Origin of the sequence: Lewinella sp. JB7 (genome assembly GCF_024297185.1) — a bacterium.
Taxonomy (GTDB): Bacteria; Bacteroidota; Bacteroidia; order Chitinophagales; family Saprospiraceae; genus Neolewinella.
On the sequence record NZ_JANCTD010000001.1, the window covers coordinates 587,842 to 606,774 of the forward strand.

14 protein-coding genes are annotated in these 18,933 nt (G+C 53.2%); 3 read left to right on the forward strand and 11 right to left on the reverse strand.

Features of this window, described 5'->3' with window-relative positions:
• The 3 genes from NMA52_RS02170 to NMA52_RS02180 all read right to left on the reverse strand — a co-directional run bounded on the left by NMA52_RS02170 (nucleotide 1) and on the right by NMA52_RS02180 (nucleotide 4,724).
• Nucleotides 1–930 (reverse strand): efflux RND transporter periplasmic adaptor subunit, encoded by a 930-nt coding sequence (locus tag NMA52_RS02170; protein WP_254825991.1) that lies wholly within the window; start codon nucleotides 928–930, stop codon nucleotides 1–3.
• A 9-nt stretch (nucleotides 931–939) separates the two neighbouring features.
• Entirely contained in the window at nucleotides 940–2,166 is a 1,227-nt protein-coding gene (locus NMA52_RS02175) for a TolC family protein (RefSeq protein WP_254825992.1), read from the reverse strand.
• A gap of 152 nt (nucleotides 2,167–2,318) precedes the next feature.
• Nucleotides 2,319–4,724: an outer membrane beta-barrel family protein gene (locus NMA52_RS02180; RefSeq protein WP_254825993.1), complete on the reverse strand. Its 2,406-nt coding sequence runs from the start codon at nucleotides 4,722–4,724 to the stop codon at nucleotides 2,319–2,321.
• 184 nt (nucleotides 4,725–4,908) lie between these two features.
• On the opposite strand from NMA52_RS02180, the gene NMA52_RS02185 reads away from it, so the two are divergent.
• Together NMA52_RS02185 and NMA52_RS02190 are read left to right on the forward strand one after the other, a co-directional pair.
• Nucleotides 4,909–6,531, forward strand: a complete 1,623-nt coding sequence (locus tag NMA52_RS02185) for a glycosyltransferase family 39 protein (protein ID WP_254825994.1) — start codon at nucleotides 4,909–4,911, stop codon at nucleotides 6,529–6,531.
• Between the two features lie 63 nt (nucleotides 6,532–6,594).
• Nucleotides 6,595–7,008, forward strand: a complete 414-nt coding sequence (locus NMA52_RS02190; RefSeq protein WP_254825995.1) for a response regulator transcription factor — start codon at nucleotides 6,595–6,597, stop codon at nucleotides 7,006–7,008.
• Between the two features lie 1,009 nt (nucleotides 7,009–8,017).
• Here NMA52_RS02190 and NMA52_RS02195 read toward each other — a convergent pair.
• From NMA52_RS02195 to NMA52_RS02215, 5 genes are all read right to left on the reverse strand, one after another.
• A complete protein-coding gene (locus tag NMA52_RS02195) occupies nucleotides 8,018–9,130 on the reverse strand; it encodes a T9SS type A sorting domain-containing protein (protein WP_254825996.1) in 1,113 nt (370 codons plus the stop codon).
• A gap of 30 nt (nucleotides 9,131–9,160) precedes the next feature.
• A complete protein-coding gene (locus tag NMA52_RS02200; RefSeq protein ID WP_254825997.1) occupies nucleotides 9,161–10,141 on the reverse strand; it encodes a viperin family antiviral radical SAM protein in 981 nt (326 codons plus the stop codon).
• A gap of 74 nt (nucleotides 10,142–10,215) precedes the next feature.
• Nucleotides 10,216–11,982, reverse strand: coding sequence for a restriction endonuclease (locus NMA52_RS02205; RefSeq protein WP_254825998.1), 1,767 nt, complete (start codon nucleotides 11,980–11,982; stop codon nucleotides 10,216–10,218).
• Nucleotides 11,983–12,100: 118 nt separating this feature from the next.
• Complete coding sequence (locus tag NMA52_RS02210) at nucleotides 12,101–13,525, reverse strand: reverse transcriptase domain-containing protein (RefSeq protein WP_254825999.1); 1,425 nt, start codon at nucleotides 13,523–13,525, stop codon at nucleotides 12,101–12,103.
• A gap of 582 nt (nucleotides 13,526–14,107) precedes the next feature.
• Entirely contained in the window at nucleotides 14,108–15,379 is a 1,272-nt protein-coding gene (locus NMA52_RS02215) for a DNA methyltransferase (RefSeq protein ID WP_256534078.1), read from the reverse strand.
• Between the two features lie 116 nt (nucleotides 15,380–15,495).
• On the opposite strand from NMA52_RS02215, the gene NMA52_RS02220 reads away from it, so the two are divergent.
• Nucleotides 15,496–16,224 carry an IS1 family transposase gene (locus tag NMA52_RS02220; protein WP_254826001.1) on the forward strand — a complete coding sequence of 243 codons (729 nt, stop codon included), beginning with the start codon at nucleotides 15,496–15,498 and terminating at the stop codon, nucleotides 16,222–16,224.
• Here NMA52_RS02220 and NMA52_RS02225 read toward each other — a convergent pair.
• From NMA52_RS02225 to NMA52_RS02235, 3 genes are read right to left on the reverse strand one after another with little or no spacing between them, the layout of a single operon-like run.
• Entirely contained in the window at nucleotides 16,215–17,201 is a 987-nt protein-coding gene (locus NMA52_RS02225; protein WP_254826002.1) for a DNA methyltransferase, read from the reverse strand. The two genes, NMA52_RS02220 and NMA52_RS02225, sit on opposite strands and share 10 nt — an antisense overlap.
• Before the next feature lie 58 nt (nucleotides 17,202–17,259).
• Entirely contained in the window at nucleotides 17,260–18,306 is a 1,047-nt protein-coding gene (locus NMA52_RS02230) for a macro domain-containing protein (RefSeq protein WP_254826003.1), read from the reverse strand.
• Nucleotides 18,306–18,932 (reverse strand): DUF4433 domain-containing protein, encoded by a 627-nt coding sequence (locus NMA52_RS02235; RefSeq protein WP_254826004.1) that lies wholly within the window; start codon nucleotides 18,930–18,932, stop codon nucleotides 18,306–18,308. Before NMA52_RS02235 ends, NMA52_RS02230 begins: the two co-directional genes overlap by 1 nt.
• Nucleotide 18,933 lies beyond the last annotated feature (1 nt).

Consider the following 18,933-nt stretch of genomic DNA (forward strand, 5'->3'; position numbering starts at 1 on the left):
CTAGAGCTTGGATACTACGCTGACGAGGGAGGAATCCTCCAGGCCGTACGCCCCCTGGAGTACGATGCGGTCCCCTACGTTGAGGGAGCTTCCCCTCAGTTCCACCAGGGAATCGCCGCGCATACCCGGATGCACGTCGTGGCGTACCGCCAGTGAGTCGTTAACAAGTTGCATGACCCAGAAACTAGTTTGCACCTCATTGGTCTGGATGGCCGAGGCCGGTACGGTCAGGGCATCGCGACTCACGCGGCCGGGTACGAAAACCATCAGGTTGAGGTTCTCCGGCAGGTAGGTGGCGGTGTTAAGGGCAACCAGGTAGGGCGTGGTTTGGGAACCAATGTCTTCCGAGGGCAGCAGCTGGCCGACCGTACCCGCCAGTAACCGACCATCCGGTAGGCGAATTTGCACCCGCTTGCCCGTTCGCACCAGGTCGCCGCGCTCGAAGGGAACGTACAGTTTTATGGCCAGCGCACTCGGGCGGGTGAGCTCGGCCAGGATATCGCCTTCCACTACGAAGTCGCCGTCCAGGTAGAACAGTTGGGTGACGATACCGGTATTGCGGCTCACCACCGGCACCATTCCCGTGATGTTGATGGAAGAGTCGCTCAGAATTTCCTCTCCGAGCACGGCCGCCTCGCGGGTCTGCAGTACGAATACTTCCTGTCCTGCCCCCACGGAGGTGCCCACGCCCACCCGGGTCTTATCCACGTAGCCCGTTACCGTAGCACGGATGCTCTCGCGGTTGGTGAATACCGTGACGGCATTCATTAGAAAAGAATCACGCAGAGTAGTACGCACCGGAGTGCCGACGACAACCTGGGTAGCGATGCGGGCGGCGGGCGGCGCTACCGGTGGAAGGGCAGCGTCTTTTTTGCAGCCCATGATCAAGTAGCCTACGAGCAGCATACCTATGATCAGTCGGTTGGTCATGACGGGCGTTTAGTGGTTCCAGTAGTTGAGCTCATTGACCGTTTGCAGCCGCTGCACGGTTAGCTGGTTGCGCTGCTGCTGTAGGTCGGCGTAGGTGCGGATGACGTTGAGATACTCGATCACCCCCAGTTGGCCCATGGCAAATTCCCTGCGGTAGGTCACCAACACACGCTCGTAATCGCTGAGCTGCCGGTCGACCAGGGCCAGATTATCCGCGAACCGGGCCAGGATGGCGACGCCATTCCTGCGGTAATTAGCAAGCTGCTGCCGCGTGTATGCCGCGTACCGGGCGGCAGACTGTCGGCGGATCTCGTTCTCCTGGCTATTGATGTTTCGTTGTCCCCCGTCGAGCAGCAGCCACGACAGATGTACCCCGGCACTTACCCCGACTTTTCGCTGGATGTTGTTGAGGGTAACGGCGTTGAGCCCCGCATTCGCGAAGGCCGACACCTGCGGCAGGTAGCGGGTTTCGAACAGCGCCTGGTCGTTGGTGGCCCGCAGGCTGTCCAGTCGGTATGCTTCGGTAAAGGCGGAGGTGGTCGGGATCAGTACCGTATCCAACTGTGGTACCAAGAGGGTGACCGTACCGGTATCACTGATGCCTACGGCAGCGTTCAGCGTCTGTAGGGCCTGGCGGTACTGGAGCTCCAGGTCGGCGATGAGGTAGCGCTGCCTGCCGACTTCCAGATTGAGCAGTTCTAAATCCGTTACGCGCATCACGCCGCGGTCGGCCAGTTTCCTTACGAGCTCCCGCTGCTCGGTGAGCCGGCCAAGCAGCTCCCGCAGGTAGCGAGCCTGCTCCTGCAGCAGCACGGCGTTTAGATAGTCGGCGGTGACCTGCCGCTCCAAGTCGAGCCCGGTGAGGCGGAGTTGATTACTCGCTACTGTCGTTGCTAGTGCCTGCTGGGCGATCTCCGGGGCGCTTATCCGGTTGGTAAACAGTCGGTAGTCAGCCCCAATCAAAGCTGCGTAGAGACCACCATTCGTGACCCCCGCATCATAGCCGATGGCCGAGGCGGCGGGGGCGTCCGCAACCGACAAAACCCTACGATTATTAAACAGGTAGGGCGCGAAGAGCACGTCGCCGGTCAGGGAGACCTTGGGTTTCGCGTAGTCGAGCCTGATGCGGTCGATCTCGAGTTCCGCGATGCGCTGCTGATTGCGGTAGTCGGTCAGTTGGGGACTGTTAAGCCGGGCCTTGTCGAGGTAGTCCTGTAGGGTGGCTTGTGCACTCACCCTTCCCGTGTATATTGCTACAAGGGTCGCCACTATTCCAATCCAGTAAGTGGGGAGATACATGGTGACGAGTGTAGGTAGAAAGGGCGGGGACGCAGGTGCAAGCTGCCGCAAAGAGAGCAGTAGTTATTGGAGACAATTTGGAGCTACGCCTACCACTTGTAGGTAAATCCCAGCCGCACCACCTGACTCTCGTAGTAGTTGCGGTACTCGGCCGTAAAGCCCTCCCCATCGATCTCCTGCCGCAGACCGAACCCGTTGAAGATGTCGGTGGCCGCGAGTACGTATTCCCCTTTACCCGAGAATACCGTCCGGCTGACCGCGAAGTCCACCGACGACCGCGCCAGCTCCCGCCCCTGGGGGATGTTACGGGCCGCCAGGTAAATAGCCGTCAGTTGCCCCTTCCAGCCCTTCGTAAAGGTGAACTGGTTGTTGAACTTCACGTCCCAGCTGTTATCGTTACTCGCCGCGAGAGTGAATGGACGTACGGTGGGAAAGAGTAGGGTGCCGGTGTACTCCTGAATGCCGATGCGGTAGAAGTTAGCTCCCAGGCTATACTTCCACCACTGCTTCACCTCCTGGCTGTACAGTAGCTCGACTCCCCGGTTGGTGGCCCGCCCGGTATTCTGGTAGATTCGATTGATGATGTCGTAATCGGGGTTGCTGGTATCGATGCTGAAGATGCGCTGAAAGGCATCGTCGCTGCGGCGGGTGTAGACCGCGGCGTACATCGAGCCGTCGTCCCAGAGGCGGCGGTAGGCCAGTTCTACGGTCTGCGAAAACTGCGGCCGCAGGTACGGGTTGCCGACCTTCAGGAGCTCGGGGTCGTCGTATTTGGCGAAGGCGCGCAGCTCCTGCTCCCCGGGCCGGTCGACGCGTCGGTTGAAGAACAGCGAGAGCTTGTTGGTTTCATCCAGCTTGTAGGTCAGCCGCACGTTAGGGTAGACCCGGAAGTAGTCGTAGGCATCGTCTTCTTCGTAGTACACGTTTTCGGGGCTCAACGCGTAGGTCACCGCCGTCTGCTCGGCCCGCAGCCCGGCCTCGGCCTCGAAGTGGGCGCTCTCGTAGACATAGTTCAGGTAGCCGGCGTAGAGGTCTTCCGTCCAGCGGGAGGCGTCACCCAGTCCGGGGTAGATGATGCTGCGTTCGCCCTGCCCGATCTCGTAGCTGACGGGTAACCTCCGAAAGCGTAATTGCCCACCTGCCTCGATCCGCCCCGCGGCCAGTGGGCGCACGTAGTCGACGTTGAAGGCCGATACATTCTCGATGGCAATCAGGTGGCTGGTATCCTGGGCCTGCCGGAAGCGGGTGCTGTCGTTGAGAAAGTACTGCTCGTCTTCCTTACCGCGCGTAAACTGCGTCGCCAGCGTCAACCGGTGCCCCGGCTGGTCGAAGTCGTGCTGGAAGTCTACCCGGCCGTTGACGAGGCTGGTCGACTCATCCTCCTTCCAGTTCCAGTAACGGTAGCGCTCGCCGGTGTTCAGATTGATGAAGGGGATTTGGGCTGTATCGATGTGGTGCTCGTAGTCATAAATGCCGGAGATGCTCAGTGTATTTTGCTCGTCAAAGAGGTAGTCCAGCCCGCCGCGGGTGACGTAGTGGATCTGCTTCCGGTTCTCCGGCACCTGGCTGATGGTGCGCCGTCCGTCGTCGTAAATTCTGGTAGTGAACTCATTGTTAGGCAGTTTCTGCTGGGCCAGTACCGAACCCTGCACCCACGATCGGAGCTTGCCGCTGCGGTAGTTGAGGGCCGCGTTTGGCTGCAGGTGGGAGTTGAGCCGGTAGCGGCCCAGCTCGGTAGGCAGGTCGTCGCGGCGGGTGGTGAGTTCCCCCAGGGCGTAGCTGAGGCCCACTTCTCCGTTGAAACCCGTTGACTTTTCTTCCTTGTAAATGATATTGATGATGCCGGCCATGCCCGCCGCGTCGTACTTCGCCGAGGGGTTGTTGATGATTTCGATGCGCTCGATATTGGCCGCCGGAATGCTGCCGAGTCCGCGCTGGTTGCCGTAGCCGGTCATGGCGGATTGCTTGCCGTCGACCAGCACGGCCACCCGGTCACTGCCACGAAGTTGCACGTTACCATCCTGGGTTAGCGTAACGCCGGGCAGGGCCTTCATGGCGTCGAGTACCGAGCCGCCGGCCTGGGCCTGCCGCTCGCCGAGGTCGAAGGTTTTCTTATCCAGGGCGCTACTAAGTGTAGCACGCTCGCCGGTTACGGTGACTGCTTCCAGAGTCTGCGCGTCGGGTACGAGCGAGAGCTTTCCGCTGTCGTACACGTTGTTATTTTCCCCTATATAAAGGTTTTTATTTACCGGCCGGTAGCCGAGGTAGGAAACCATTACGGTTAGCGTGCCGCGTCGGTCGGTGTTCAGAACGAACCGGCCTCCGTCGTCGGTCAGTACGCCGCCGAGCAGGCTGCTGTCGGGGGCCACCAAACTCACCGTAGCGTAGGCAACCGGGCGTTGGTTCCCGCCATCGATCACCAGACCGGCGATAGTCACCTGACCGCTCATATGACCGACGAGTGCTAGTAAAAGAGACAAGAGGAAATTACGCATGCTCTGAATTTGGCGCAAATGTCAGCACCAATACTGTAGTGTTTTTGGATTCTATGGATGGCTACCGGGGCTGCCGGCGCAGGTAACATTCCCTCAGCCGTTACAAGGTACCCGGAAAAAGCAACATCCTAAAAGTCTCTAAGATCATTCGGGAGATTTGGCGCGAATCGCTTAATCATACCGCTTGTCCGCCATTACCGAACGCCGTTTTTTCTTTGCGGTCGTTATTCTATTTACTCTGCTGCTCTTCTACCGACTTGGCTCCTGGGGGGTGCTGGAAACGAGCGAAGCGCGCTACGCCGAAATGAGCTGGGAGATGTACCGAACCGGTGATCTGATCCACCCCAGTTTCATGGGGTTGCGGCACTACCATAAACCACCCCTTACCTACGCCATCACCGCCGGGGCTTACTGGCTATTCGGACCTTCTCCTTTCGCCGCGCGCTTCTTTCTACAAATAGCCTTACTCCTACAGATCGCGCTCGTGTACGGTATCGGCCGACTGATCTATGCCCGCCCACGACAGGCGCGGCTGGCTGCACTGGTCTACCTGTCGTTCCCAATCCTGTTGATCGCTTCGCGCACCCTTACGACTGACCTCTACCTGGTGACCTTCCTCCTGCTCGGCGTCTGGTGCTGGTTGCGCGGTGAACGGCGCGACAAGTCACTCTGGTGGACGCTTACCGCCTACCTGGCCTGGAGTCTGGCCTGCCTCACGAAGGGGGCCGGTGTCGTGATCCTGCCGGCAGTCCTTCTCCCAACCTATTACTTACTCTTTCGACCCAAAAGCTGGCTTAAGTTGATCGGGCGTCACGTGCCGGGCATCCTGATCTTTGCCGTTGTCGGTCTGAGCTGGTACGTCAAGTTGACCCTGGAAGATCCGGCCTTTCTGTATTATTTCCTGGTGGAGCAGACCATCAACCGCTACGCCAGCGATCAGTGGCAACGCGCGCAACCGTGGGGTTTTTATCTGCTCACGGTATCGGCAACGGCACTGCCTTGGTTCTGGCTACTGCTGGTACGAATAAGAAAATTACCGTGGAAGAGGTGGCATGTTTTTCTGTTTGTATGGATAGTGGGCCCTTTGCTGTTTTATTCTTTTGCTCAGTCGAAATTGATTCTTTACGTGCTCCCGATATATTCGGGACTGGCACTTCTTTCGGTGCCGGTACTAGAGGGCCTGTCCGAGCGGGTGGACCGTCGACTCGGATTGGGACTGTCGATCCTCTTCGGGGTGCTGCTTATGGCCACACTTGTCATCGCCACGGGACCGGTAGGACCGCTGCACCTTTTGTGGGGCGCGATCGCAGGAGCAGTACTTGCGGGATCGGCGCTGTGGTCGTCGGGTGGAGACGTAGGAATGCCTGCGGGTTATCGCATACTGCTGCCGGCGCTGCTGTTCAACCTGTTACTGCTACCGATTTCCGCTGAATTCTTAAGTCAAAACGAATTATTGGTCAACAGCACTTCCCCCGTTACGGAGTTCCTCAGGTCCGGCGGAATCAGCGATCGACCGGTGTATCTATTGCACCGCCGATTACCAAGCGTAACCTTCGATCTGAGGAAGCCCGCCACTCTATTGTACGCTGAAAAAATCGGCCGCGATACCACCCGGCAAGATAACAGGAACTGGAGAAATTACTACCATGACGTATCCGAGCCGAATACCCGCAGGCAACTGCGCCTCCGTTGGGCCGCGGAACAATCGGTTGGTATCGGCTACCAGTCGCAGGACTCGCTCGATCTGGATCTGTTACGACCGTTCCAACACCAGGAGAATATAGGACGCTATACGATTTATTATTAGGCATGACCCCACTATAGGATAAGTCTCCCGGACTATCGCCAATTTGGTTGAGAGTTTCACGCTATGAACATCCTGCTCATCGGAGGCCAACCCGATCTGTCTTCCTCCATCGCTGACTACCTAGCTGCCGACGGCCACGTCTTTGAAATGGTGGGTACGCTGCGGGGGGGCTACCATAAGGCCGGAGTCTTTGGGTACGGATGCATCCTCGTCGACATCGGCTTACCCAATGGAAGTGGATTAAAGATGATAAAAAAACTGAAGCCTAAACACAAACGAGCCGGTATTTTCATTTCCGCGCGAAACAACCTGAGCGATCGGATTGATGGCCTGGATCCCGGAGTGTATGGCTACCTGACTAAATCCTTCCACTTGGCGAAACTGAATGCTCGTCTACGCACGGTTCACCCGTGGAAGATCTTTGGTGGTGGAACCCTGATCGAATTTGGGGACATCATTGTGGACCCGGTAGAATAATCGGTTACCGCAGGCAGCAGGAGGCAAGGTGTCTCAGTAGGCTAAACGTGTGGTGCGATGTGGAAGGGAGGTTAGTTACCTACGCCCGGAAATGTATTCGGTGGCGGGGGCGTGGAAAATTACACAATTTTGGTGGCCCGTCCCCCGATACCTTTCGACGGTCACCGATGTGCCCGATCGCGCTACCCAGCCCTGAGGATGAGGCTTTCTAAGCCGACCCTGCGTCGCCGGTATCTTGTCCCTCGACACTTTTTAAGGGCCATCGATGTGCCTGATCGCGCTACCCAGCCCTAAGGTTGAGGCTTTTTAAGTCGACCCTGCGTCGCCGGTATCTTGTCCCTCGACACTTTTTAAGGGCCATCGATGTGCCTGATCGCGCTACCCAGCCCTAAGGTTGAGGCTTTCTAAGCCGACCCTGCGTCGCAGGTACCTTGTCCCTTGATACTTTTCAAGGGCCACCGATATGCCTGATCGCGCTACCCAGCCCTAAGGTTGAGGCTTTTTAAGCCGACCCTGCGTCGCCGGACAATTTCGTATACGCCAAAGCGGACGGACGGATAGACACCAGCTCGGTCCATGCATTCGCTACCCAGTACCGTAAGCCTGTCAAATCATTCACATACGAACTACAAAACGAGGGTAAACGCTGCGACGATTGCTGGTTCGTAGTGGATGTGGCGTCCCACGAGCTTTACGGTCCCTTTTCCGCGGAGACTCGGGAGGGGTTGGAGGATTGAGGGGGGGGCGGTAAGTGGTTTAAGGGGGGGGGTGTTTTTTGGAGGGTCGGACTTAAGTTATAGAACAGCTAGTGGACAGCCGTTAAATTCGTCCACCTGGCCATCGGTTAACCGTGGGAACTGATAGGTCATATTCTGTGGATTGGCGATTTGAGATATGGCTACTTGCCTTTATTTGGTTGCTAAGGGACAATGTTGTCATACACGCTCCACGTCATACCTTCTTATATCCCTAAAAACTTTATATGCTATCCTTGTGCCAACGTAAAGAGCTAGCGATGTATTAGAATGGGTTTGCTTGCTGACACATTCCCTTTCGTCACTGAAATCAAGTAGTAGGTTCCGGACATCAATCCAGAAACGTCAAATGTAAAAGTGTGGTCCTCGAGGTCGACGACTTTTTTACCCAAGTCTAACACTGCCTGTCCCAAACTATTGACAAGCTTTAATTCTACCTCATGACGGTATTGAACCGTTATTCTCACGGTCAAGTTCTCATTTGTAGGATTAGGATACACATAGATGGGCAATGAGGATTTTGTTATTCCCCTATCGGATACGCTGGTGGTAAACCCCGGCATCCGTTCCCAAAAAATGAGTGATTCCACCTCGTAGGTCTTGACGGCTGGATTGTAGTCACCTTCTGCTCCCATAAGCCACAAAAAACTGTCTTTGCTGTAGAAGGCAAGGCTATGTGTATACTCTCTACTAGCGTTGGAAATACGCCCATTGACAAAATTTGTGTCAATTTCAGAGTGCACTAACATGGCAACGTCTTCGTACATCCCGTACCAAGTGTTTACCGTTACATCGCCTATGTATTCCCAGCTATGGTACAATACTGATGAGTCCCGACCGTCCACGGCAGAATACATTGTATCTATAGATTCCCCAACTCGTATTCCGTTGGGGGCGTATGGAAACCTACCGGCGTCGGGAGTTATGTAACCGGAAGTGTCAGTAAGATAGAGTAGACCTCCTGCGTAGTAGTAGCCGTTGTCCCGTTTGTCTACTATTGCTATAGAAGAGTCTACCTCACTTTCGACGGTGGACCCAGATAACATTTTCAACCCGTAAACTTCGGCGGCTACATCAATAGTTATTAGTTCACGCTGAGTCTCAGCCAACTCTACGATTTGAACACCAATTAATAGGCTGTCCGGAATATCACTTAAAGGATAGTCCCCGAATTCCCGGATATTTTTAGCTGACCCGAGGGTTGAAAAATCGTATAGTCTGTTGCCTCCTACGACTAAGGTGGTATCTAGATCAATAGCCTTGAGTACCGCAATAGTGCCAATATCTGCTGGTAGATTCAGAATTTCTGATTGGCTGTATGACTGGCAGAGGCTCAATGACAGAAGAAGCGTGAATAACGATCTCATATTTCCTAATTTTAGTTAAATATAAGCTCATTATTGTACAATGCTACAAAAATATTTGCAACATGGCAGGATGGCTCGAACGTCAGTTTGATTGTATAGCGGAATCATGCGCGACATTTGCAGCGCGTAAATATTATAAATGCCCTTGTTTCCCCAGTCATACACCCCGCCGCGGTCCAGGAACTTTATGGTGCTGTAGCCCATCTCCTGGTATGCCGCCTCGACACCTGCCTCAAGGATTGGGCGACTTTCTCTCAGTATCCCTTCCGCATTGGTGTAAAAGGCGCCTGCGGGATTGACCATGCAGTACGACCCCTTCATGGCATCATTATCTTCTACTATTAGGGAGGGTTGGCGACTGTGCCGTACGAGAAAGCCTTTGTATTCGGCGGTTGTGATCTCAAATTCCGAACGATAATCATCGTTCTCGCCCCGGATCGGCAGGGCCTGAAACACCTTCCAGCGCTCGGGGTGTACTGCGTCGAGAAAGGAGTTCATGTCTTCCGTATAATTATATCGGCTGACGACGGTGTTGATCTTGATCCGGAATTTCTGTGCCTTGGCCTCCAATAGCCGCTGCTCATATTCCGCACGGGACAAAACGCGGCCGCCGTGGGTGGCGCGCCCGATCCGGAGATTGGTGTCAATGGACAAACTATCCACGCTGATGGTGAGCCAATCCAGCAGGTCGACGTACGACGCATAGAACGTTGAGTTCAGCTTGCTGCCGTTCGTCACCAGCATAGTGGTGAGCCCATGGGCCTTGGCGCGCCCCACTACCGCCTTCAGGTGAGGATACAGCGTTGGCTCCCCGCCGGCGAAGGTGATCTTTTGAAAGCCGAAGTCGGCCAGGGCGTCCACGATGCGCAGTGCACTGTGTAGATCGGGACCGCCCCTCAGTAACTTTTGGTTATCTACGTCATTGAAGCGCGCGAAGCAGTATTTGCAGCCCATATTGCAGGGCTTGATGAGGTGAAAGTTAACGCTGGGAATGGGGGTGATGCTGGCCATCGGGTTCGTGGTTTAATTGGCCCGCGGGGGAGTGCGGGGGGGAACCCAAAACAGGCGATTTCACCCTCTATCCATCAGGTCATTAGTTGTTTACCCAGCGAATATGACTCAACCGCTTTGCAGAAATCGGAAAGGGGCATTTCTGACTGCTGCATCAGGTGCAAAGTCCAATGCAGTTCGTAGTAGTTTACTTTTTGGATTCCGTCCATAAGGGTTCCTAAATTTTCAAAAGAGGTGGAGACGGTCCAGGACTTACTAGCTTTCTTTAACCGATAAACTTTGTTTGGCTTAAATAAAAACTCTTCTGCCATTTCAAGTTGCCGAACTGCTTTACCGTCCGTACGGGAGCGTTCAAAGCTAGCGTCCTTCAGAGTGGACCTCACATAGGATCGCTTGCATTGTATAATTAGGTCCATCTTGCCATCTGAGACGATCAGGTCTACGTCTCCATCCTTTGGACCAAAATCCCCGCTGTTCGGATACTTGACTTGGTAACCCCTTTGCTCAAAATGGCTTCCCAAAACTTTTTCTAGTTCGAGAGCAGTAGTCGTTCTGTGTATGCTTTCCGTGCAGTTCCCCGTGCATTTACGCTTGCATTTTCCGTGGCCACAACATTGATAGCTTTCCAGGGCCAGTTGCACGGTGCTAAAGACCCAGGCATTGGTAGCCATAAGGAACTTACAACAGAAAATTATGTCGCCAACTCGAAGAAACGGCATCTTGTCAACGTCACACCGCCAACCAAAACGGTCAAAGGTCTTCGGGGGTCTTGGCTTGTGGGGTGAAGTGAAGACCAGCTTATTCAGTACGTATTCGCTAAGGTTGCTGTTTGGCGCACCGCCATCGAAGTACTCGCGGAACTTAACAAGAGTGAAAGTTTTGATACCTTGATTATCAAAACCTTCGCATTCGCTGGAAAGCGCAATTAGGCGCTCGGCTAGCGCCAGCGTGTCAATGTTTTTATTGTTATGAATAATTGTTTCGCAGCAGGTGTCCGCGATAAGCCGTTGTGCTCCCTGCACGGCATCATTTGATACAGACTCATATAAATTCTCGATGAGCAGTGGGCGTATACAGTCTTCGTGCCAGCGGTCTACAAGGGCCTTATTGTAGTATTCAAAAGTTAACCCATCGGCCGTAGGACCAAAATTCTCATCGTAGGAGTAGATGGTTACGATGCCCTCATAATACGCTAAGTACTCATCTATAGCAACAAAAAGGCCTAAACATTCCATGCTTGTTTCGACCTCAAACCATTGTTGAGGATGGCAATTTAGTAAGCCTCGGTAGCGCTTAAAATATAGTGAAACCAAAAGGTTATAAGTGGAAGCGGACTGTTGACGAAGCTTTTCAAAGCCGGCGCCGTCCTCGACAAATTTAATACCATAATTAATCGTTGACGCAAAATCGCCAAGCAGCTGTTCCGCACTAACTGCCTGATCTACAACTTCAAAGGTTGCCTCAACACGTGACCACAGCAAATTTTCATGCCGCTTGATCTCCTTCCACCCCTGTTGGTGGTGCTTTGCCAAACCCTCTAGCGGCAGTTGCTTTAGCGCGGTTGCCCACTCCTCCTGTAAAAAAGCTTGACTACGCCGCACCACTCGCACCATTCGAGAAACGGGCCACTCGCGTGTGTCCTGACTTACGGTATCAAGGATGCCCGCTCTAACTGAAGCGCAAATAGGTTTTCGGTCAGTAAATATTTCCCACAGCAACTGCTCCTTATCCTCCTCCTGAGGTAAAGAATCTGAGAGTGTGGAAAAAGATTGGGCACTAAATGTAGTAGCCCGAAGCAAGCTATTAAGCTGCTTCTTGATTGATTTAGACAAAGTTGCCATCGTACACGGGATTGATTGGTCGCCAGTAAAGCGAGGGCGTGTGCGGTAGCAAGACAAACTTACGGCAAATTATTTAACAGACAAAATATGTGGCTATTGTGTCACATTGTTCACTGTCTCAGTCGCGCTTAAGCGGGCAGTTGCACAACTGCAACTTCGGCCCCGTCCTCCGAGCACTTCCCGTAGGCTCGGAGAGCAATGCCTTATCAAACTGCTTATCTAACCACGGAGTCTGTTTGCGCATCACACCCTTTATTCCCTTGGGTAAGTACTTCTTATCGCCTTCAAATACCTTTGAGGCTCGCCGTAAGTAGGCATAATAATTGCGCTTACCCGTGTGACCAAAGATGGCATGTATCTTGTGACGGGACGGGGTGATACCACGTTTCTTACAGGTGTTCACGTAGCTATAAATAAACCTGCTGGTTCGCTCATAAAACTTGTTGATCCCGTTTCGGCGAACGGATACCTGGTTTCCTTGACAAGTAATACCTAAGTAGCTAATAACTGGATGGCTCTGGGAATCTGAAAAGTAATCGAAGTATTCTGTCTTGTCACCGTTAATTGGCAGTTGCATCACTTCCAATTCCGCTTCCACTGATGCCTGTAACCGAGTACGGGTTGCTAGATCTGGGCAACCAAGGAAAATGTCGTCCGCGTACCTGAGGTATACCGACTCCGAGTCCTTTGCCAGTTTTGCCATTTTTCGGTCGAACTCCATCATCGTTATGTTTGCCAGCACTCCACTGCAGGCCAATCCCTGCGGAATACCCTTTTTGGTGTCGTTCCGTTTCAGCAAGTCGGCCTGCTTGAGGGTTTTCCAGTTGCTGGGATGCCGAGTCATAAGCATGCCGGTAGCTGATTTCAATTTGACCTTGTCCAGATCTTCACGCTCAACGTACGTATAGTTTGTGATCTTCCTGAATAGTTGGAAATCTACCTCCGATAGCACACCTTCCTGCCCCACTATCGTAATAAGGTTGTCCTTCAATAATTGCCACGGCAGTTGATCGAAGAAGCTCTTAATGTCCAGGGCAACCGCGCTGTACTGGTCCCTGCCCTGAAAGTAGTCGAAGGCGAATCTTGCCCAGTCCACGTTTGATGAGCCGGTACCTGATATGTAGGCTGCTACGACACCGGATAAACCGCTCGCTTCAACCCAGTGCTTATGGTGTCCACCGAGGTAATGATTCCAACAGGCGTAAACGAGGCGGTCGCGATGGGAGCAGCTTTTGATCGGCCGCTTTTTGATGCCCACCCGGCGAAAACAATTGCAGTCGGGATGCAGGATCTCCTTAGCGTACTTGGGTTGCCGCGTCTCAAAGGCCAAGAGAGGTGTGAAGTCGAAACCCGATAGCTCCTTCTCGAAGGCGGACACGATTTCTTCTTGTGCGTTTTTCTCCCTGGGATCATAATAAGACCCGATGTGGTGATAGTTGGGGAATTGCTCGGCAACAAATGTTTCCTGCAACTCAGGTTCTTGCAGGGCCGCTAATTCTGCGTCTAAAGAGGCGAAGTAGCGCGCGGCATCCGTACCGGTCATAATCCGTGAATGTGTAATGGGGGGTAGAACATGGGATTTTGGCCAAATCCGCGTTAGTTCCTACCCCCCAGTATGAGGTTGATGTTGGTCCACCATGCGTAAATACGATGACTGGATACCGGCCAATAGTTACAAATAATGAAAGTAACTGTTATAAACTTAAGAGAAGAAGGCCAGGCCCGTAGGCGTTGGACCTTATCGATCAGATACCTGCTGATTGTAGTAAGCTGCTTAGCGCAACTTACCAGTCTCAGCTTAGCACCCACCTCAGCGTTGCCACCACGAGTGGTGACGCAGAGATGCTGCAGGATGTATGCGTCACCACTCGAGGTAGCAGCGCAATGCAGCAAATTCGGTGGAACTATTCTCCGGAAAGAAAGTGGTCGATGTTCTTTACTAGAAAGCCACAACAATAAACTTGTCTCCCTACCGTCGCGGAATCCACGTCTGAGTTCCTAGTAGGCGAATAAAAAACAAAAGGGGCTAGTCAATAGTTGGCAGTCGCATGCAAAAAACCACAATTCGTTTTCCACAAGTGTGGAAAACTGGGTCTTGCATAACTATTTGGTGACCGCAATCCGACTACTTCACCTCCATTTCCAGCAACTGACTGGTATCCACGCCAAGAATATCGACCACCTTCACCATGATTCGGTATTTACCTGGCTTGTCGTAGGTGCGCGGCGCGGAAGTAAATTCTAGGGTGCGGTCGTGTTTCGTGCGGAAGCTCTGCCATTCATTCTCGAAGATGTAACTGCCCGTACACTGCGGCTCAAAGCCACCGTTGCCGTCGGGTACGTTGATGATCTCCTTCTTGCTATCGTAGTTGAAGTCGACGCTCCAGTAGTCGATCCAGTCGTGCCAGTTTTCGGTGAGTAGCTGGCGGCTCAGTACGCCATTCTTGTCTTTGCTCAGCTTAATGATCTGCCCGTTTTCCATTACGACCTGGCTACCCTTGTTACGCAGCCCATCCTCCACGCGGTCGAGGTCGTCCTGAGTGTAATTGGTTACGAAGTCGCGAAGCGTTATTCTTACGGCCTTTGTAGCTGCGGGCGGAGACGCGGGTGCAGGATCTTCCAGTGAAGCCGTAACCTTCAGGTAGGAGACGTCGTAGAATTTTACCTGCCCCTTTTTCACTGCACGGGCATCAAAGACTTCCTTGGGAATATACCGCAGGCGGAGGCGGACTCCCCGATCACCACTCTCCTGGATCTTGCGTGGATTAAGGCCCATTTCGAATTCAAAACCCAGTACATCTACCTGGGTGTACCCAAGTTTAAGACATTCCGCTACCACATCATCTACCCGGCGTTCGGTGACGGGCACATCGAGTGGCCCTACGTGCACCCAGCGTTCGCCGCGGCGGGCGTGGAGATGACGGTGGCCCTCCACGCGCTGAGCCTGGTAAGCTTCCAGAATCAGGCCCAGGTAGGCGGCCTCCTTGCCGGCTGACTGCTCCTCGTTGAGCTCTTCCAAAAAGAACTGCCGCTCGTACTTGCCGAGGTTCAGCAACTCGAAGGCGCGGAAGTCCTGCCCCTTTTCCTTCAGTTCCCGTTGCACTCCGATCAGTCGCTTACGAGTTGTATGGATGGCAAAACGACCCAGGTCTGTGGTAATCCACTTGCGGTTGAGCTTTTCGGCCACGGCGGCGGTGGTGCCGGAGCCGCAAAAGAAGTCGGCAACCAGATCGCCTTCATTACTGCTGGTTTCAATGATACGATGGAGAAGGGCTTCGGGTTTCTGAGTAGGATAGCCAAGTCTTTCACTGGACGTGGGGCTAATGCGATTTAGATCATCCCACAAATCAGTTACTGGTGTACCTTTTGCGTCTTTTAAATATTTTTTTTTACTCAATGATTTACCAGTTGAAGATAAAACTATGGCAGTGTATCAGAAGTAATGGTCTGATGAGTGGAAAAGCGGCAGCCTGAGCGAGGTCACTATCTTAAAGGTGACTAAACGCAAAAAGAATGCTCACCTGCCCAGACTGCACGAGTGGAAAGATAATCATGTATGGCCACACTCACCACGGAAAGCAGCGCTACCAGTGCAAAGACTGTCAGCGGCAGTTCGTCGCCCATAACGATCACTGGATTGACGAACGGACCCGGACGTACATCGAAAGGCTGCTGCGCGAGCGGATCAGTTTACGCGCCATCTGCCGGGCGATGCAGGTGAGCATGACTTGGCTGATGGACTTCGCCGCCTCCATTTGGGAGCGGACGCCGGCCGACCTCGGAGTTGATTGGGAGTTGCTCGACAACCTGACGGAGGAAGAGCTACAAAGCGTTGAATTGCAAGTAGATGAGATGTGGTCATTTGTTGATCGCAAGCCGCACAAACAGTGGATCTGGGTAATCTACTGCCCGGCAATCAAGCAGGTTCTAGCCTTCCATGTTGGCGGAAGAGGCAAAGTGGACGCCCAGCTGCTTTTCGACAAGCTACCGCAAAGGTTGCAAGACAATTGCTGGTTCGCTACGGACTACTGGGAGGCCTACTACCAAACCATCCCCAGGCGACAGCACCGAGCAAGTAAGGCGCTGACCTACCACATTGAAGGCTACTTTACCGGGGTGCGGGCCAGGGTGAGTCGGCTAGTACGACGGAGCGTGTCGTTCTCCAAAAAGCTCGCTAACCATGTGGCCGCCATCGGTTACTTACTTTGGCAGCGCAATCTGACCGCCCACCATTACTTCTGATACACCGCCAAAACTATTAGGCCTTCATCATAAAGCTTTTGCATTTTTTCCTTGCTGTATCGCCAATAACCTCTAACGCCTAAAAATTCATAGAAAGGATTGCCTTTAGATGCTCCTCCAGGCCCATCAACAGGGGTATGTCTATATATTCCGTTATCGTCTTTATATTTATAATCACGGTCAATTATCTTCTGCGAATAAGCACTGTACTGTGGATTCCAAATCGAGCCTTCAGATTTAGAAAATATGTATATGTAGTCAGTTATTCTACCAAAATGTTGTGCGCCTTGTCCAGAATCGCCATGGGCATGAGACCGTTTCCAGCTGATTGTATTATGATAATTGGAATGTCCAAATATGTCCTCTAAAATTACTTGAACATAGCTAGCCACTTGCCAGCCCACATGCACATAAATACTCCCATCCTCAGCCATCAAATTATGGATGAGTTTCAGCCGCTCATACATCATACTTAGGTATGAGGAGATTCCCCGCTGCCACGTATCGCGGTAAGCGATCTCTTCGAGTACGGATTGAGTTTTAGTGGCCGTTTCCCCGTTGATATCGATGGTGTGGCTGAAGTCGGCGCCGACGGCGAAAGGGGGGTCGATGTAGACTAGTTTTAGTCCGCTCTCCGCCTCGATTTGAGCTCGTAGTGGGCCGTGGGCCAGGCTGGAAAGAATCAACTTGTTGTCGCCCCAGATCAGCTTATTCTGCCAGCCACTCTTTTGGCGCCCCTTCGCGTCGAAAAGGCTGAAATTGTCTCCACCGGCCATTGCTTCCTTGCGGGGTTCATCGATGTGCTCGATGTGGTGGAAAGGGAGGACGACATTGGTGGTGGCTTCGTCGCGGCCGTTCCAGAAAAGAAAGACATCTTCTTCGTCGGCAGCCAGTTTATAGAGATCCTCCTTTGGTACGGGTTGGCCGGCTTTAATGAGATCGATAATGCGGCTCTGGTCGGCGGGGGAAAGATTCATAAGATATGGAAAAGCAAAGTGAAGTGAGCGGAGATGGGCCGGAGAACAGGTAGTATAGCTAGATTAGTGCTTGCGCGTAGCTGTCGAGCCTGCGGACTGCGTCCTGTACAAAGCGAGGCCTGAGCATTTTTGCTTTACGACTGGACCAAGCTTTTGCCTCCGCCAGGATATCCTCGGTGGTAAGCTGGGGCTGATCCTTACGGATGTAGGCTACCGTAGATAGTACCTCCAGGGCGTAGGCCGATTTATAGCCTTCCAGCAGTTCGTCCAGGCGGGTAAGGATTTCGCGATCCGCTTCATTTAGACGCTTTGCTACGTAATCGTCGAGTTCCTTTTTTTTAGCATAATCGAGTGGCAGCGGATCGAATGGTCTGGCTTCGTTTTGTTCCATGCCCCGCAGATAACTGCCGTTGAAGGTTCGTACGAAGTGATTCATTCCCGCGGCGTAGGGGCCGTAGTGCGACCGCTGAAACTTCAATTTCTCGAAGGGGCCACCCATCTTTTGCAGAAAGTAGGCCAGTTTGGTAGCTACGAAAAGGCTAATCGGCTCGCCGCCTTCCTCGTACTGATAGAGCGCTTGCAGCAGCATGGCGCGGGCCCGGGTCATTTTTACCTTACCTCCGACTGCTTTGCCGCGTAGCTGTTCGGCTATTTTTACATTGGGTTCGTACACCTCTATTAAAGTTGCAAGACCGTCTAATTTTTCCTCTATAATGGCACGCACCTTCGCCCAATCCAGGCCACCATTGCCACATCCTAGCGGGGGAATTGCTACCGATTCGATGGCCGAGGACTCAAGGTAGTCGCGCAAAGCATCGAGACCCGTCTCGATGTACGCATACTTTGATTTTCCCCGCCAGTGTTGCTTGGTGGGAAAATTGATGATGGTGCGGGGCCCGAAGGCATCGGCGTCCGCTACGGCAAGCACTTGTCCCGTCGTGAAGGTTCCTTCCTTACAGGCTTTCTGGTAGATTGAGTAATTCAGCGGATAGGCTTCCTTTAACTGCAGGGCAATGCCCTTGCCCATGACGCCGACCGTGTTGACCGTGTTAACCAAAGCCGCTGCGTGGCTGTCTAAGAGGTTGCCGGTGGTGAACTGGATCATCAGAAGTAGAATCTGGATTGCTGGATCGAGGAAGGAATAGAGAGCCCTGAATCTAACACAAATTGTTTAAGTTTTTGCAAAGCTACTTCATTGTAACAAACTAGGTGATCGATACAGGTGGGTGGCAGGTGGTGCTTGACGAGTAGTTCGGCTGATTTTTTGCGCATGCGGTCCGGGTCATCCTCCGTATTCCTGAAGTCGTGTGCTTTTATGGCCTCCCAGTCGAGCTTGGACATCTTGGCTCGGTCCGAGTAGAAAGTGGTGAGCGCGCTGGAGGCGTGTCCATCGGTGAAGCAGTACGTACAATTATGTCGCTCGATCGAATCAAGTTTGACGAGCAGATACACTACCTCCTCCTGTTTGGCCATTTCGCGCTTATTAATCGTATACAGCATCACCGATCGTTCGCCAAAGTAGAATGGTACGTAATCCGCCAGCGTGCCACCGGGTGCAACGGGCACTGCTTTCGTTGCCCGCCGATCGATGATGGCCTGGTCGGCGATAAAGCGGTAATGAGCGTCCGGTTTGACACTATTCATTGCGTAGATCCCGTCCCGGAGAATCAATGGAATATTATCCAGGTGGGTAATCCGGTAAACGCCGACTATATCCGGTACTTGCGGCATT

Coding starts and splice junctions, on each gene's coding strand:
- NMA52_RS02170 (WP_254825991.1), bottom strand. CDS start 930: ATGACCAACCGACTGATCATAGGTATGCTGCTCGTAGGCTACTTGATC.
- NMA52_RS02230 (WP_254826003.1), bottom strand. CDS start 18,306: ATGATCCAGTTCACCACCGGCAACCTCTTAGACAGCCACGCAGCGGCT.
- NMA52_RS02180 (WP_254825993.1), bottom strand. CDS start 4,724: ATGCGTAATTTCCTCTTGTCTCTTTTACTAGCACTCGTCGGTCATATG.
- NMA52_RS02195 (WP_254825996.1), bottom strand. CDS start 9,130: ATGAGATCGTTATTCACGCTTCTTCTGTCATTGAGCCTCTGCCAGTCA.
- NMA52_RS02225 (WP_254826002.1), bottom strand. CDS start 17,201: ATGAATCTTTCCCCCGCCGACCAGAGCCGCATTATCGATCTCATTAAA.
- NMA52_RS02200 (WP_254825997.1), bottom strand. CDS start 10,141: ATGGCCAGCATCACCCCCATTCCCAGCGTTAACTTTCACCTCATCAAG.
- NMA52_RS02210 (WP_254825999.1), bottom strand. CDS start 13,525: ATGACCGGTACGGATGCCGCGCGCTACTTCGCCTCTTTAGACGCAGAA.
- NMA52_RS02190 (WP_254825995.1), top strand. CDS start 6,595: ATGAACATCCTGCTCATCGGAGGCCAACCCGATCTGTCTTCCTCCATC.
- NMA52_RS02220 (WP_254826001.1), top strand. CDS start 15,496: ATGCTCACCTGCCCAGACTGCACGAGTGGAAAGATAATCATGTATGGC.
- NMA52_RS02235 (WP_254826004.1), bottom strand. CDS start 18,932: ATGCCGCAAGTACCGGATATAGTCGGCGTTTACCGGATTACCCACCTG.
- NMA52_RS02205 (WP_254825998.1), bottom strand. CDS start 11,982: ATGGCAACTTTGTCTAAATCAATCAAGAAGCAGCTTAATAGCTTGCTT.